Source organism: Aureimonas pseudogalii (assembly GCF_014196835.1).
Taxonomy (GTDB): Bacteria; Pseudomonadota; Alphaproteobacteria; order Rhizobiales; family Rhizobiaceae; genus Aureimonas; species Aureimonas pseudogalii.
Genome location: NZ_JACIEK010000015.1, coordinates 73,256 through 87,446, shown reverse-complemented (window position 1 = coordinate 87,446; position 14,191 = coordinate 73,256). Strand labels below are relative to the sequence as shown.

Annotated in this window: 11 protein-coding genes and 1 pseudogene; 7 read left to right on the top strand and 5 right to left on the bottom strand. The window is 63.4% G+C overall.

Going from position 1 to position 14,191, the window contains the following annotated elements; translation table 11 throughout:
- Nucleotides 1-246: 246 nt before the first annotated feature.
- Entirely contained in the window at nucleotides 247-1,248 is a 1,002-nt protein-coding gene (locus GGR04_RS19900) for a GlxA family transcriptional regulator (protein ID WP_183201777.1), read from the bottom strand.
- Between the two features lie 113 nt (nucleotides 1,249-1,361).
- Between GGR04_RS19900 and GGR04_RS19895 the strand changes: the two genes are divergently transcribed.
- Nucleotides 1,362-2,018: an HD domain-containing protein gene (locus tag GGR04_RS19895; protein WP_183201775.1), complete on the top strand. Its 657-nt coding sequence runs from the start codon at nucleotides 1,362-1,364 to the stop codon at nucleotides 2,016-2,018.
- 284 nt (nucleotides 2,019-2,302) lie between these two features.
- On the opposite strand, the gene GGR04_RS19890 is transcribed toward GGR04_RS19895, so the two are convergent.
- From GGR04_RS19890 to GGR04_RS19880, 3 genes and pseudogenes are all read right to left on the bottom strand, one after another.
- Complete coding sequence (locus GGR04_RS19890) at nucleotides 2,303-3,232, bottom strand: pyridoxal-phosphate dependent enzyme (protein ID WP_183201773.1); 930 nt, start codon at nucleotides 3,230-3,232, stop codon at nucleotides 2,303-2,305.
- 1,067 nt (nucleotides 3,233-4,299) lie between these two features.
- Nucleotides 4,300-5,462, bottom strand: a pseudogene (locus GGR04_RS19885) (IS91 family transposase).
- A 4-nt stretch (nucleotides 5,463-5,466) separates the two neighbouring features.
- Nucleotides 5,467-6,375 carry a tyrosine-type recombinase/integrase gene (locus tag GGR04_RS19880; protein WP_183201772.1) on the bottom strand — a complete coding sequence of 303 codons (909 nt, stop codon included), beginning with the start codon at nucleotides 6,373-6,375 and terminating at the stop codon, nucleotides 5,467-5,469.
- 283 nt (nucleotides 6,376-6,658) lie between these two features.
- On the opposite strand from GGR04_RS19880, the gene GGR04_RS19875 reads away from it, so the two are divergent.
- From GGR04_RS19875 to GGR04_RS19865, 3 genes are all read left to right on the top strand, one after another.
- Nucleotides 6,659-8,968 (top strand): ParB/RepB/Spo0J family partition protein, encoded by a 2,310-nt coding sequence (locus GGR04_RS19875; RefSeq protein ID WP_183201770.1) that lies wholly within the window; start codon nucleotides 6,659-6,661, stop codon nucleotides 8,966-8,968.
- Nucleotides 8,969-9,050: 82 nt separating this feature from the next.
- Nucleotides 9,051-9,491, top strand: a complete 441-nt coding sequence (locus GGR04_RS19870; protein ID WP_183201768.1) for a UCP036055 family protein — start codon at nucleotides 9,051-9,053, stop codon at nucleotides 9,489-9,491.
- Nucleotides 9,488-10,321 carry a DUF7007 domain-containing protein gene (locus tag GGR04_RS19865; protein ID WP_183201766.1) on the top strand — a complete coding sequence of 278 codons (834 nt, stop codon included), beginning with the start codon at nucleotides 9,488-9,490 and terminating at the stop codon, nucleotides 10,319-10,321. Before GGR04_RS19870 ends, GGR04_RS19865 begins: the two co-directional genes overlap by 4 nt.
- A gap of 76 nt (nucleotides 10,322-10,397) precedes the next feature.
- Here GGR04_RS19865 and GGR04_RS19860 read toward each other — a convergent pair whose 3' ends face one another.
- Nucleotides 10,398-10,541, bottom strand: coding sequence for a hypothetical protein (locus tag GGR04_RS19860; protein ID WP_210291894.1), 144 nt, complete (start codon nucleotides 10,539-10,541; stop codon nucleotides 10,398-10,400).
- Nucleotides 10,542-10,822: 281 nt separating this feature from the next.
- Between GGR04_RS19860 and GGR04_RS19855 the strand changes: the two genes are divergently transcribed.
- From GGR04_RS19855 to GGR04_RS19845, 3 genes are all read left to right on the top strand, one after another.
- The gene (locus GGR04_RS19855; protein WP_246393418.1) at nucleotides 10,823-11,266 is read left to right on the top strand and encodes a LexA family protein; all 444 of its coding nucleotides are present in this window, start codon (nucleotides 10,823-10,825) and stop codon (nucleotides 11,264-11,266) included.
- A 6-nt stretch (nucleotides 11,267-11,272) separates the two neighbouring features.
- Nucleotides 11,273-12,553, top strand: coding sequence for a Y-family DNA polymerase (locus GGR04_RS19850; RefSeq protein WP_183201762.1), 1,281 nt, complete (start codon nucleotides 11,273-11,275; stop codon nucleotides 12,551-12,553).
- A 212-nt stretch (nucleotides 12,554-12,765) separates the two neighbouring features.
- A complete protein-coding gene (locus GGR04_RS19845; protein ID WP_183201760.1) occupies nucleotides 12,766-14,190 on the top strand; it encodes an autotransporter outer membrane beta-barrel domain-containing protein in 1,425 nt (474 codons plus the stop codon).
- Nucleotide 14,191: the final 1 nt, after the last annotated feature.

The following is a 14,191-nucleotide window of genomic DNA, read 5'->3' as shown; positions in this document are numbered from 1 at the left end:
GCCATCCGGACCTGAGCACGCTGCCCCGTCGTCTTACACCTGCATACGGTTCGCCTCATCGAGCCCATCAGCTACCGAGTTTTGACACAGCCTCGACCCACAGAAGACCATTGTTCAGGAATCGGCGCGTCCAGATAGCCGACATAGCTTATGCGAACGCGTATGAGACGCAGAGGCACCATGTTGTCGGTCACAGTCCCCTGCTTCCATCAGTAGCGCCGGAGCTGTGTCATCAGTTTCCGCAACTTATGCAACACATGAACTCCCTTCCACCAGATCTCGGTCAATAGCGTGATGGTGCTGTCCGCGGTATGCGGCCGGAGAGACGCCTACGCGTCGCGTGAACGCCCTGCGGAAGGTCTCTACGTCACCAAAACCGCATCGCGCCCCGGCGAGCTTCGGCGGCTGCCCATCCTCCAGAAGCCGGCGGGCCGCCTCCACCCTGACGCTTTCGACCCAGGCCGAAGGTGCTTCGCCTACCTCCTCGCGGAACAACCGAGCGAAGTGCCGAAGGCTGATGCCTGCCCGGTCGGCGAGATTGGCAACGCTGTGGTCCGCCTCCAGATGGGCAATTACCCAACGCTGCACGTCCTGCAACGCTGAACGTCCGGCCGGACTCCCCTTCCGCTTTCGGCTGTATTGGAGTTGTCCGCCGGGGCGGCGAAAGTACATGACGAGCTGACTTGCGACCTCCCTTGCAAGCTCCGCGCCGAGGTCTTCCTTCACCAACGCCAGCGCAAGATCGAGACCCGCAGTGACCCCGGCAGACGTCCTTATCTTCCCGTCGCGGACGTGGATGGCGTCGACTTCGAGCCGCACGTCCGGGAAGGCTTCGGCAAAGCGATCGGCCAGCGCCCAATGCGTCGTTGCACGACGGCCGTTCAGAAGGCCTGCCTGCGCTAAGAGAAAGGCACCGGTGCAAACGGAGCCGTACCGTTTCGTGCCACGGACGGCTGCGCGAAGCCCTTCGAGTATTGTGGCGTCCTGCACCCGTCCGCCGAGATGGGGAGCACCTGCAACGAGGAAGGTGTGGAATTTCCGGTCCGGCTCGTCCTCAAGAACGGTGTCCGGCAGGATGCGCATGCCGGACGATGACCGGATCATGCCTGGGGTGGTGGCAAGAACTTGGATGTCATACTCGCTCCGTCCCGCCTGCTTGTTGGCCTCTGCGAAGACGTCGGCAGGGCCTGAGACATCAAGCATCTGGACGCCGTCGACCGCTAGGATCCCAATCAATCGTGCCGCCATGTGCCCGTGTCCGTCTATGCCGCTCTTTGGCAGGATTAGCAGGAATGCGTCGGATCACGCCATGGCCTGTCGGTGCTACCGCTGTCATTGTCGTCCAACGGAGTCCCGAGGCCATGCCCAGCACCATTGAACCCGCCGCCGCCATCCCCGACAGCAAGCTCGCTCGAGCGGTTACCGAGTTCGTCCGGGACACCGAAACCGAGCTTCTCTTCAATCACTCGAGCCGTGTCTTCCATTTCGGCGCTTTAGCCGGAGTTCACCGCGGCCTCAGCTTCGACCGCGAGCTCCTTTACGCGGGCGCGATGTTCCATGACGTCGGCTTGATGCCGAGCCACTCGAGCCCGAACGAACGCTTTGAGGTGGATGGGGCGCACGCAGCCCGTGACTTCCTTCGGAGCCACGGCGTGTCGGAAGCGGACGCGTACACTGTCTGGACGGCGATCGCCCTGCACACGACGCCGGGTGTTCCGGTCCACATGCATCCGGTCGTTGCGCTTGTCACTGCCGGCGTCGAGATGGACGTCCTTGGCCTGACTTACAACGAGTACACCGATACGGAGCGGGAGAGCGTGGTCCGGGACTTTCCGCGCACCGCCGCCTTCAAGGAGGACATCATCCAAGCCTTTTACGATGGCGTCAAGCACAAGCCAGAAACGACCTTCGGCAACGTCAAGGCGGACGTGATCGCCGACAAGGAGCCGCACTTCCACCGCCGCAACTTCTGCTCGGTCATCCGCTGTTCGCATTGGCACGGGTGTCCAGACATTTGAGATGGAGCAAGACCTCTTCGCTTGAGCTTGGTGCCACCGTGAGCATCAGCCATCTGCTCCGGCTTATGCTTCTCCTGTATCGATCAGGGAAAAAGACGCACCAAACCCAGGTGGAACGTCAGCTTACTTGCGGTTCACGCCCGGAACCGGCCAGACCGCAATCCACCCAAGCGAGCTGATCGGCGCCGGGGAAGCGGACACTCGAAAGCGGTCCATCTGCTATCGACCCTTTGCAGTCTAACCTCGCATGATCTGAAATGACCGTATTGGTTGAAAGCAGCCATCTACCTGTTCCCGCCACAGACGACGACCCACGACTGTTGATGAGTGGCAGGGATCCGCCCGCTTATCGATGCCGCCAAGGCGATGGCTCCGCTCGGCTCCGCCATCACGCCGCAAGTCTCAAGCAAGATGTTCGTCGCCGCTTCCACCCATTCGTCTGATACTGCAAGGGGGGTGATAGCGTCGTCCGACAGGACTTCGAACGCCAAGTCCCCGATCGTGGATACACGCAAGGCGTCGCAGATCGTCGTGCTGGACGGTACGATCTCGATCGGATGCGATGCCGTGAGTGCGGCTTCGAGGCTCGGATAGGACGCAGGCTCCACCACATAAACCTGGTTTGCGATGCCACGCATTCGCAGCCCCAGGACAATGCCTGCCGCCAAGCCGCCACCGCCGCAGGCTACGACGATGGCGTCGTCCGACGATCCATGTTTTGCGACCGCATCCGCCATCTCCAAACCGAGGCTGCAGCTTCCGATCAGCATCTCCGGGCTGCGGAACGGGTGAACGAGTCGCCACCCCCTAGCATCGGCTTCGGCTGCTGCGGTTTGCGTGAAGGTGGAACGCGGGGCGAAGATTACTTCGGCACCGGACCGCTGCGCCATATCGCGCTTTGAAGCCGGTGCGTCTTCCGGCATCGTAATCACAGCTAGGCATCCAGCTCGCGCTGCAGCGCATCCGATTGCGATTGGAAAGTTGCCGGAGCCGGACGCTACGATCCCGGCGCTGGCGTTGCGAACGGCCAGCGACGCACCACGATATTTGAAGGAGCCTGCCCGCTGCCGGGTTTCATCGATCAGTCGAACACGGTGTTGATCCAGCCCCAACGCCCATGCTTCGTGGAAGCGAACCGAATGAGCCTCACGAGCTATGAACCGAAGATCGCCATCAAGGTCGGATGTCAGGCGGTCCGTCAATGAGGCCGTCACGGCAGCTCCTAGCCCTGGATGGCTTCAGTGTCGGCAATCAGAGCAAAAGCCGTCAAGGTTCGTTTCAACGCGGATGGCAAGAAACCACTCGGTCGCGCCGATCGGCGACGAGGAAGCGGACGCCCTGAAGCAGTCCGTACGCTTTCGACCCTTCCAAGCCATTGGTGCCGCTTCGGGGCCAAACCCAAAAGGGGACATAAGGGGACGGGCTCTACTAACCCGTGTTAGACAGCGTTCAATGGAACAGACCCGACCAAACCCGATCGACAATCGAGTACTCGAAGCCATGGAGAAGGCAGATGCCCTTCAGGTGCGTTTCGAGCGTGAGCGCGAAGGTCGCGTCCCTTTCGAGATGACTTTGCAGTGCACGCTGTGCTCTGCTGGAACGATCACAGCATGGTACCGCGAACCGCTCTACGGCTGGATGAGGTGCAACACCCCCGGGTGCCTGAAGCAGCATTTCTAGCTGGAATAGCGTCTTGCTGCGTCGCCCTTTCAAATTCGGTCTACTCGTTCTCGCGATCGCCGTTGCGGGTGGCGTCGGTCTCATTGTGAGGTCCGGCTTTGTCGCAAACGAGTGGATCGACCGATGCTCGGATGATGGCTCCAGCAAGTACATCGCTGATCCACGGGAGCGCGAGACCGCTTGCAGGACAGATCGATAACCGTCTTGGGAGTGGGCAGTTAGGAGTACGCCGTCCGGTCTCGACCTACGCCCAACGACCGGTTCAACGTATATCCCATTCAAAAGCTGACGGTCGCCTTACCTGAAGGGTTTCGGGCGCCGGGAGGCGTACGAAAGTCGCGGAAGAACGAACCCGCGGGATGCCGGTCGGTGGTCTATGGAGTTTTCGCCTGACGGCGGTGCAGGGGCAAGGTGCGCTCGCTGCCGGACGGCACACAATGCGGATCGCTGCCCTGCCGTTTGGGACCAGGTGACGGCACCGAGACGGGGGTGGAGCGGCCGCGTGGACTCCGTCGAACACCTTCTCTCGTCATAGGGCCGCACAGGATTGCGCCCCGAAGCACGTGGTCCCGAGCAGGTGGCGGTGTCGTGCCATGCCGGGTCATGGCGAACACTCCCGGCGCGGTGGCGGATGCGGCGGCGGTCCTCGCGGTTGCCGCCAGCGCAGGAAGATGCCGACGACGCTCATGGAGCCGCCGCAGCACGGACAGGTCGGGCGGAAGGCGGGCGGCTCGTCTTTGTCCGGTGCCGTGGTGGCGGGCCCGGGCGCGGGCGGCGTACCGAGCCGCACGCGGATGCGATCGAGCTTCTCCTTGCGGTTCGGCCCTGTGAGGAAGCCGTAGTGTCGGATGCGATGGAAGCCGCGGGGCAGGACGTGGAGCAGGAAGCGGCGGATGAACTCGCCCGCCTCCAGCGTCAGTGTGCGGTGACGGCGCGGCCGTCGAAGGCGGTGATGCGCCGGGACGAGATGGCGACGCGGTGGGTGTAGCGCGACAGGTAGGCCAGAACGGCCTGCGGCCCCGCGAAGGGCGGCTTGGCGTAGACGACCCAGCGCTTGGCGCGCACCGGGGCGAGATGACGGGCGAAGGCTCGGGGATCGGCGAGGTGCGCGAGCGTTCCGTGGAAGGCGAGCTTGCCGCCGGCGTGCAAGGCGACAAGCCCTTCGAGGAAGAGACGGCGGAACAGGGCCCCGAGCACCCGCACCGGCAGCAGGAAGTCGAGGCGCGAGGCGATCCAGCGTGTTCCGTCCGGCGAGAGGCCGCCGCCGGGCACGATCATGTGGACGTGGGGATGATGGGTCATCGCCGAGCCCCAGGTGTGGAGCACGGCGGTGAGGCCGATGCGGGCGCCGAGGTGCCTTGGGTCGGCGGCGATCGTCGTCATCGTCTGCGTCGAGGCGCGGAACAGGAGGTCGTAGACGGCAGCCTTGTTCTGGAAAGCCACAGCCCCGATCTCGGCGGGCAGCGTGAAGACGACGTGGAAGTATCCGACCGGCAGCAGGTCCGCCTGGCGCTCGGTCAGCCAGTCGCGTGCCGCCGCGCCCTGGCACCTTGGGCAGTGCCGGTTGCGGCAGGAGTTGTAGGCGATCCGCAGGTGGCCGCAGTCGTCGCAGCCCTCGACATGGCCGCCGAGAGCGGCGGTGCGGCAAGCCTCGATCGCCGACATGACCTTGAGTTCGGCCAGGCTCAGGTGTCCGGCGCGGCTCGTCCGGAACGCAGGTCCGGCGACGCGCAGGATGTCGGCGACCTCGATCGAGGCGCCCATCGGCTCAGCCGGGCGAAGCCTCCCCGTGGTGGAACAGGGCGAGGCGATCGAGCGGGCTGACGACGGCCCGCACCGTGCGCACGGCGACCTTGGCGTAGAGCGCGGTGGTGTCGAGCTTGGCGTGGCCGAGCAGGACCTGGATGACGCGAATGTCGACGCCGTCCTCGAGCAGGTGCGTGGCGAAGGAATGGCGCAGCGTATGCGGCCCGACGCGCTTGGAGATCTCAGCCGCCCGCGCCGCCTGGACCACAATGCGATGGATCTGCCGTGTCGAGATCGGCCGATCCCAGCTCTGGCCGGGAAACAGCCAACCCTCACGGTGAAGGATGCCCTGCCGGTGTCCCTCGACCCACCACTCGCGCAGAAGAGCGAGAAGGTCGGCGGACAGCATGGCGTTGCGGTCGCGCCCGCCCTTGCCGCGCTCGACGCGCAGAAGCATCCGGGTGGAGTCGACGTCGCCAACCTTCAGGCTCGCGACCTCGGCGGCGCGCAGCCCCGCCCCGTAGGCGACCGAGAGCGCCGCCAGGTGCTTCAGGCAGACGGTGGCGCCGAGCAGCCGGCGGACCTCGTCCGGGCTCAGGACATCGGGCAGGCTGCGGGGATATCGTAGCCGCACCAGCTTGCGGGCGAGATCAGGCCTGTCGATCGTGTGGACGAAGAAGAAGCGCAGGGCCGAGACGATGGCGTTCATCGTCGGCACGCCGAGACCGGCCTCCTGAAGCGCGATCTGGAAGCGGCGCAGGTCTTCAACGCTGGCCGTGTCGGGTGAGCGCCCGAGAAACGAGGCGAGACGTCCGACGTCGCGCAGGTAGTTGCGCTGCGTCTCGGCCGAGAAGCGGCGCATCGTCATGTCGGCGATCAGGCGCTGACGCAACGGACTGACCGAGCCGGCGGGAATGATGGAGGTCGTCATGGAAAGGCTCCGTTCGGGTGAAGGAGCCGGGATCGTCCGCCCGCACAGGGCGACGCTCAATCAGCGCAGCGCGCTCGCATCAGTCCTCCGACGAAGAAGCCGCCGCCTTTCCCGCGGAAGCGGGTTCGTTCTTCCACCCAATCACGACGGACAGTTCTAGATCATTTGGACCTGTGAATGCAGGGTCGGACATCGGAGAGGGAGAGGAAGGGAAGCCCGAATGACGGGCTAGAAGGGGAGAGAGAGGCTTTCCCCGCTCGTCGACCTCGATGGAGATCGACCGATGACCACCGCTTCCGTTCGCAAGCTTGCCCTGAACACCCTGCGCATTGCCCCCGAGAACGCGCGCAAGACCGCCGCGTCCACCGCCTCGCACGATGAGCTGAAGGCATCCATCCGCGCCCATGGCGTGATGCAGAACCTGTCCGCCTACGATGGCAAGGACGGCTTCTTCTACGTCTACGCCGGCGGTCGCCGTCTGACCGCCCTGCAGGACCTCGCCACGGAGGGCGCGATCGAGGCCGACGCCAAGATCGGTTGCGTCGTGAAGGACGCCAAGGACGCCGCTGAACTCTCGCTGGTCGAGAACGTGATGCGGGCCGCGATGCACCCGGCCGACGAGTTCGAAGCGTTCGCTGCCCTGATCGAGCAGGGCAGGACCGAGGATGAGGTGGCCGAGCGTTTCGGCGTCACCATCCTGCATGTGCGCAAACGCATGAAGCTGGCGGCTGTCGCGCCGCAGATCCTCGCCCTCTACCGCGAAGGCCGCATCACCCAGGAAGCCCTGATGGCTTTCACGCTTTCGGACAGCCATGAGCGCCAGATGGAGGTCTGGACCAAAGCCGAGCCACAGGCGACCGGCTGGAACGCCTCTCAGTTTCCGAACACCGTGAAGCGTCTCATGAACGAGACGCGCGTGTCCGCGACCTCCAAGCTCGCCCGTTTCGTCGGGCTGGAACGCTACGTCGAAGCGGGCGGTCCGATCACGCAGGACCTTTTCTCGTCCAACGACGAAACGTTCCTCGATGACGTGGCTTTGCTGCACGAGCTTGCCTCGCAGCGTCTGGAAGAAACAGCACTGCCGTTGCGCGCGCTGTGGAAGTGGGTCGAGACGGCTCACGAGATGTCCTACGAGACCAAGGACCAGATGGGTCGCATCTACGCAGAGGCGGCCGAGCTGCCGGATGAGGTTGCCGAAGAGTTCGACGGGCTCACCGATCGCATCAGCGCGTTCGAGAACGCCGACGATCTCACCGAAGAGGAACACGCCGAGTTGGCCGCCTTGGAGGAGCGCTATGCCGAGATCGAGGCGATGGCGCACCCGGTCTACGCTCCCGACTTGATGGCCCTCGCCGGCGTCTTCGTGACCGTTGGCCACCACGGCGATCTGATGATCGAGGCCGGCATGGTCCGCCGCGAGGACATGCCTGCCCTCGTCGCTCTCAGCAAGGAGAAGGAAGCCGCGGCCACCGCCCAGCGCGAAGCCGCACGCCTTACCGCGATCGAGTTGGTCGCAGCCACGACCGACGAGGGATCCGCTAACGCGGATCACGACGCCGAGGCATCCGACGACCAGGACGAGGATGAAACCGCCACGCCGGTCGCCGCTATCACGCAGCCCGCCGTGCGCTTCACCGCGCCTCGCAACTTCAAGCCGGCACGCGAAAAGGACGAGACCGAAGCGGGACCGTCCATGTCGGCCGCGCTGGTCGCCGACCTTCAGGCGATCCGCCACCAGATCTTCCAGGCCCATCTCGCCAGCGATTTCGAGGTAGCATTCGATCTGATGCTGTTCTCCATGTGCCAGTCGGCTTTTGGGATCGGCTACAGCCGAAAGCCGATCGACGTCAGCATCACCCAGGCGCAGACCCACACCTCCGCTGCGCACCGCACCGGCACCGTGTCGGAGAAGATCCTCGAGGCGCTGAAGGCCAACCTTCGGCTCGAATGGATGACACGGCCCGTCGCCGAGCAGTTCGGCGCTCTGTGCGCGCTGTCCACTTCGGAGAAGCAGGCCCTGTTCGCCTTTGCGACCGCGCACGGCGTGCAGCAACAGCTCTCCACGGACAGCCACGCCATCCAGGCGATCGAGGCGGCGGGCGCTCGCATGGAGATCGCGGTGGACCAGAACTGGCGCCCGACGGCGGCCAACTACTTCGTGCGGGTGAAGAAGGACATGCTCCTCGAAACCGCGCGCGAGACCGTCGATCACCAGTGGGCGCACGACCACTCCGGGGGCAAGAAGGCCGACTTCGCCAAGACGATGGAACTGGCGTTCAGCGCCGAGGGCCGTCAGCGCCTCGGAATCCCGGTCGATGCTGCCGCGCGCACCGCTACCTGGCTCCCTGTCGGCATGGCCTTCGGCGGGAAGGTCGAGGCGCCGCTCGCCTCCGCCGAGACGCCGCTCCTCGCACCCGGGGGCAGCAATGAGGGGTCCTCCGGGGACGCCGCTGCCGAGGCCAACGTCGTGGCACTTCCCGCCTTCCTGATGGAAAGCGGCGACGACGAGGATCACGAGGACGAGGACGCCCTGTTTTTCCAGAACGAGGGCTACGATCCCGAGACCGACCACTTCGCCGTCGCGGCCGAGTAGCCCGAGCGCCTTCACCTCCGTCCCATCACGCCGCCGGCTGACCCCGGCGGCGTTTCTGTTTCAGGCCCATCGGGAACTCCTCATGTCGATCTCAACCCTCTTCAAGACCGCGCCGCTCGGCGCCACCATCCTCGTGTCCAACGGACAACCAAGGCCCCACGCCCGGTTCAACCGAAAGCTAACGCGCTGGGAGATGGAGAACTACTCGGGCGTCCTGATCACAGTGGAAGTGGAAGTTGGGCATGGACGTCGCCCGACGCTCTCGATCCGGAAGGGCGAGTTGGTGGACGAGCCTCTCGCCTACGTTCACCGCTACGGTCTCGACACATCGCTCCGTTTCGACGTTCAACGCCGCCCGACACCGGGCAGCGTGCGCGTCCTTGCCAAAGGGCGGCGAGAGCTTCTTCATCTGGCCGCCAATCGCGACGCCGCCGAGAAATGGGCCGCAGCGAGCAACTACGCGAACGCCGTCCTCGAGGACGTTACCGAGCCGGAAGCCGAAGAGGCGGAGGAAGCCGCATGAGCGCCCTTTTCGCCGAGTACGGCCTCACGGCCGACAAGCTCGTCGCCGCACGGTATGGGGACCATGCCTATGCCATGGTTCCCAAGCCCGGCGGTGGGTTCTTCGTCGCCATGGGCTGGTGCCTCCAAGGTCACTTCTCGGACTGGAACCGCAACAACTTCTTCTCGCATCGCGGCGACGTCGCCGGCAAGGACGCCTTCGAAGCGCATGTGGAAGAAGCCCTGCGCCATAAGCGCGAGAGAGCTGCCCTTGGACGCCAGATCGAGATATCGCGCCGAGAGACGCCTTGGGGCACGGCGCAGCATGCCGAGACCTATGGTCCAGGCATCGCCGCCTACTCGACCTCCGGCCATGGTGGCTTTCACGTCGAACCCGACGTCAACAAGATCATTCCACCGGCGCTCCGCGCTAGGGATGGATGGTACGAGGAAGACGCGGCATGGGCCGTGGTCGCACTCACGTTCGGTGACTTGTTCACGGCTCTCGAGCGCAAGGACGCGCGCAAGACCATCCGCAACAGCCAGCCCGACGCCTACGAAGCGCTCTATGGTACGACACTTGCACCCGGCGAGTCCCACCAGAAGGACCGCCGAGCCTTCCATGCCAAGCACGCCGACGACTGGATCGTGTCGTCCGCCATCTTCTCGGCCGAACGACCCGGTTTTACCGAGGTCGTTGCGACCCTCGGCGATAAACAGCGGGAGCGGCGCCGCTTCCTGATCCCGTCCGAGACCTACGACATCGGGAAGTTCGGCTTCGTGATCGACCTCGATCGTCACGAAGAACTGCCCGACGACGCGCCCAGCTCCTTCATCGGTTGGCGCAGATAGACAAAAGGGGATGGCCACTCGGCCGTCCCCTTTTTTTGTCCGCTCAGCCTAGCGCGCCGGCATCAGCGCACGTTTGTCACCCGGCACGCGCCAGTTCCACCCGTCGCATATGATCGGCTTCATCAAGCTCAAGCAGCTTGGCCATGATCCATCTCGGATTGTCGTTGGCCACGCGAAGCGTCCCCGCGCGTCCCAACACCTGACGCGCGGCCAACTTCATCGCTCGGCTTGCCTCTTGGGCGGGCTGTGACGCCATCGTCTGTCTCCAAAAGCAAAGGGGACAGCTCGAAAAACTGTCCCCTTTCGCGACCCCTGACTCAAACACACGAAGGGATGCCCAGATCCACCTTGCGCCCATTTGGCTTAACGGCGTGTTATCCACAGCACAGCGCCGGGATGGGGACAGCTTGCCTCAAACGTTCGCTCTTTGTGCTCACCACCTTGACGGTTAGGAATTATGTCCTCCTTATGGACCTGAAATGTTTATGGTCTGTACTCGTCATGCTCGCACTTCCGACCCTCACACCTGTGAAAGTCGCAGACCTGCCGCCCCGCGAATACCGGCTCGCGCCGATCTGCGTTCCCGCCGGCTTTCCCTCGCCCGCCGGTGATGATCTCGAGGAAAGCATCGATCCCATCGCATGGATCGTTCGTCGCGAAAGTTCGACCTTCTGGTGGAGAGTGTCCGGCAACAGCCTTGTCAACGAAGGCATCCTCGACGGTGATCTGATTGCGATCGACCGGGCGGGAAAGAAGCGGCTCGGACGTGTCGTCCTTGCCGTCGTGGACGGCCAGGTCACGCTGAAGAAGCTCGCCAAGCGTGATGGCATCTATTTCCTCGATCCGTCCTCACCCGACACCTCTTATCGACCGATCCGGGTCACGGAAGACACCGAGATTTGGGGCATCCTCGCCGGCGTTGCACGCCGGCTCCCGATCGATTGAACCGCCATGGTCGTTCCGATCGCGCTGATCGACTGCAACAATTTCTACGTCTCGTGCGAACGAGTCTTCGACCTTCGCCTTCGCGGCGTGCCCGTCATCGTTCTGTCCAACAACGACGGTTGCGCCGTTGCGCGCTCCGAGGAAGCCAAGGCGCTCGGGATCAAGATGGGTGATCCCGCCTTCAAGATCCGCGACAAGATCCGCGCCCACTCGATCCGCGTCATGAGCTCGAACTACACGCTCTACGGCGACATGAGCCGGCGCGTCGTGGCGGTCCTCCACGACTTCTCGCCCAGGCTCGAGAACTACTCGATCGACGAGACCTTCGTGGATCTCTCCGGCTTTGGCGATCGAATGGTGAAGCAGGCCGCCGACATGCGGGCCGAGGTGCGCGAGCGCACCGGCATCCCGACGTGCGTCGGGATCGGCCCAACAAAGACACTAGCCAAGCTCGCCAACTTCGCTGCCAAGAAGAACCCGCTGTTCGCCGGGGTCTGCGATCTCACCGAACAGAAGGTCGCCGATTACGTCCTTGCTCGTGTACCCGTCGGCGAGGTGTGGGGTGTCGGTTCCGCGACCGAGGGCAAGCTCGTGTCGCAGGGCATCGAATGGGCCTCGCAGCTTCGCGACATGCCGCTGCCTTTAGCGCGCAAGCTCGGCACCGTCGTTCTCGAACGCCTGGTCGCGGAACTGCGCGGCATTCCCTGCCTCGATCTGGAGGAAGTCGCGCCGCAGCGCAAAGGCATGGCCGTCACCCGCTCCGCAGGCGAGCCCATGATGACCTTCGACACGCTGGCCCAAGCTGTCACCGCTCACGCCACGCGCGCGGCCGAGAAGCTTCGCTCCCATGGCCTGGTCGCGGGCACTATCACCGCCTTCTTCCACACCAACCAGCACAAGCCCGACCGCCCGCAGCATTCCGCCTCACGCTCGGCCATCATGAAGCCAATGTCGGCCGACACCTTCGATCTCGTAGGCGCCGCGATGCGTTGCATCCGCTCTGGCTGGAAAGGCGATCCGTCCGGTAACGGTCACGGCTACACCAAGGCCGGGATCATCCTCGACGATCTCATTCGAGCCGAGGACGCGCCCCGGCTCCTGTTCGAACCCGATCGGCCGCGCAGCGCCAGCCTCATGAAGGCCCTCGATGCCGTCAACGACCGGTTCGGGAAGAAGACCATGGTGCTGGCGACCGAAGGCTTCAAAGGCTCATGGGGCCTGAAGGCGGACCATCGATCGCCACGCTACACGACCAGGATCGCAGATTTGCCCGTCGTTCTGATCTAAAGGCGGTCCGCCACAGAACGAAGCAAATCGGTACGTCAGCGGCTAATTGGATCTTGACGGTCTAAAAGCCAATATTATAATGTTTCCTTCCTTTCCATAATTTTGAGCATCACTAAACAACAACTTCGGCGGGCGTTAATGCTGTAGTTAGATATGCGACACACAATGGTTGTGGAAAAATGATATTTCCTCCGTCCGCGCGTGCGGTCGCCATGAAGGCATCGACCTTACGCAAAGAGGATCGCAATGAAACCCGGCGTTCTGAATTCTTCCAGCAAAGTCCCGGCTATGTTCTCCGGCAATCTGCAACTACCCCGTCCAGGGAGGCCCTGTTGAGTACGATCTCATCCGTCAACAACTCCGCCCTCACGCTGCTGCGGGCTATGTCGCCTTCACCCGGCACCGTACCAATTTCTTCCGGCCCCAACTCGCCGTCTTCGACTGTCCTGACAATACTGGGTGCGGCCCATAAAAATTCCGCCTCCAACATCATCGTCGCCTTGCTGAACGGCATCACGATCAACGGCAGTAGTGGCCGAGATCTCGTCTTCGCTGGCGACTATACGAAAGTCAACGCCGGCGATGGCGATGATGTGGTGGTGGTGGGTGACTATGCTAGCGTAAGCGGCGGTCGTGGGCGCGACTTTGTGATGGCCGGTCACTATGCCAATGTCGAGGGCGGCGACGGTGACGATGTTGTGTTCGCACTGGACTATGCCACGGTTCGTGGTGGCCGCGGTAACGACTATGTTGAGGTTCATAATTATGGCAACATCACGGGCGACGAGGGTGATGACGTCATTCAGACCTACGACTATGCCAAGGCCGCAGGTGGCTTAGGCGACGATCAAATTAGTACATACGCCTATGCCTCTGTTGCGGGAGGCGATGGCGATGACAGCATCTCGACCTACGGCAACTCCACCGTCAGCGCCGGTGCCGGCAGCGACCGCGTTCGCGGCTATGGCTACATGACGGTGGACGGGGGCGCCGGCAGTGACGACATTCGCGTGTATGACTACGCATCGGTCGATGCGGGAGACGGCGACGATGTCGTAGTCACGATGGGCAATTCAACGATTGATGGGGGACGTGGCAACGACACGATCATCGTGGCTGACCGCTCCACAAACGGCGGAACGGCCGGGCATGGGGTCGTTGACGCCGGAGAAGGTGACGACGTCGTTCAGGTGGGATCCTACTCGACGGTCACCGGCGGAACAGGCGACGACCGCATCGTACTGACTGGCACCAACTCAACGATCGCCTTCAAAAAGGGCGATGGTCGAGATCAAGTTCAAGCCGACTTCGACGTCGACGTGACCATTGGTGGTTACAGCGTCAGCGACGTCATAGTCAGTCACGAGAAGGGCAACGTTGTCGTCTCATTTAAAGGCTCAAGCGACCGGCTAACGCTAGACATTGCGTCGGGCGTTAACGGGCACCTCGCCTTTGCGGACGGCACTTCGTTGACTGTGACCGGTAACCAAGCGGCCAAGCTGCATCAACAATATGTAGGGGCGGGAGAGGTTATCCAAGTCGAAGACTATGCCTCAACCGCCGCCTATCAGACTCACCAGTGGAGTGGTTATTCTGAGCGGCAAGTGGGCGATATGAAACGCTTATCTATGGGCTAGC

Excerpts from the sequence above, each read along its gene's own strand:
- GGR04_RS19900 (WP_183201777.1), bottom strand. The coding sequence starts at position 1,248 with ATGGCGGCACGATTGATTGGGATCCTAGCGGTCGACGGCGTCCAGATG.
- GGR04_RS19895 (WP_183201775.1), top strand. The coding sequence starts at position 1,362 with ATGCCCAGCACCATTGAACCCGCCGCCGCCATCCCCGACAGCAAGCTC.
- GGR04_RS19880 (WP_183201772.1), bottom strand. The coding sequence starts at position 6,375 with ATGACGACCTCCATCATTCCCGCCGGCTCGGTCAGTCCGTTGCGTCAG.
- GGR04_RS19875 (WP_183201770.1), top strand. The coding sequence starts at position 6,659 with ATGACCACCGCTTCCGTTCGCAAGCTTGCCCTGAACACCCTGCGCATT.
- GGR04_RS19870 (WP_183201768.1), top strand. The coding sequence starts at position 9,051 with ATGTCGATCTCAACCCTCTTCAAGACCGCGCCGCTCGGCGCCACCATC.
- GGR04_RS19865 (WP_183201766.1), top strand. The coding sequence starts at position 9,488 with ATGAGCGCCCTTTTCGCCGAGTACGGCCTCACGGCCGACAAGCTCGTC.
- GGR04_RS19860 (WP_210291894.1), bottom strand. The coding sequence starts at position 10,541 with ATGAAGTTGGCCGCGCGTCAGGTGTTGGGACGCGCGGGGACGCTTCGC.
- GGR04_RS19855 (WP_246393418.1), top strand. The coding sequence starts at position 10,823 with ATGCTCGCACTTCCGACCCTCACACCTGTGAAAGTCGCAGACCTGCCG.
- GGR04_RS19850 (WP_183201762.1), top strand. The coding sequence starts at position 11,273 with ATGGTCGTTCCGATCGCGCTGATCGACTGCAACAATTTCTACGTCTCG.
- GGR04_RS19845 (WP_183201760.1), top strand. The coding sequence starts at position 12,766 with ATGAAGGCATCGACCTTACGCAAAGAGGATCGCAATGAAACCCGGCGT.